This window comes from Kocuria sp. cx-455 (assembly GCF_057707085.1).
The window spans coordinates 1-659 of the sequence record NZ_JBYIPM010000013.1; the positions used below are offsets into that span (position 1 = coordinate 1).

Genomic DNA, 659 nt, shown 5'->3' on the forward strand with positions numbered 1-659 from the left:
TGTGGCCTTGACCCCGGATGGTGGACACGGGGTTGTGCGGCTTGTTGAAGATCCGCAGTCTGGTTACAGTGTTGCATCTCGAACTCGACGGGGCTGATCTGGCCGATGGCTGAGTGCCTGCGTCGTTGGTTGTAATGGTCTTCGATCCAGTCTCCGACAGCGACCTTGGCGCCGTTCTTCGTTGACCAGACTCGGCGGTAGTAGAACTCGGTCTTCAGCGTCGCGAAAAACGATTCGGCCATCGCGTTATCCCAGCAAACCCCGGTCCGCCCCATTGACCTGGTGATGCCGTTCTCGTGCGCGAACCGACTGATCTGCTCCGAGGCATATTGGGTGCCTCTGTCGGCGTGGAACACCACCTTAGCGGGGCGTTCACCACGCAGCGTGATCGCCATCTGCAGCGCATCCTCGACCAGATCAGCACGCATGCGCTCATCGATGGCCCAGCCGATCACCCGCCGCGAGTGCGCATCGATCACGGTCGCCAGATACAGCCACCCCTGCCACGTCCGCAGATACGTGATGTCCCCAATCCAGACGGCGTTCAGGGCCCCGGTGTCCCACGCCCGGTTGAGCGCATCAGGCGGATAGGCGTCAACACTGTCGATGATCGTGGTGGAGCGCCATCGCTTCGGACAGATCCCACGCAACCCGAGCCT

At 61.8% G+C, this 659-nt stretch carries 1 protein-coding gene; it reads right to left on the reverse strand.

What is annotated here, in order from left to right; translation table 11 throughout:
* A partial coding sequence (locus AC3ENJ_RS12710) for an IS3 family transposase (protein WP_431814300.1) occupies window positions 1–659 on the reverse strand: 659 nt, incomplete at both ends.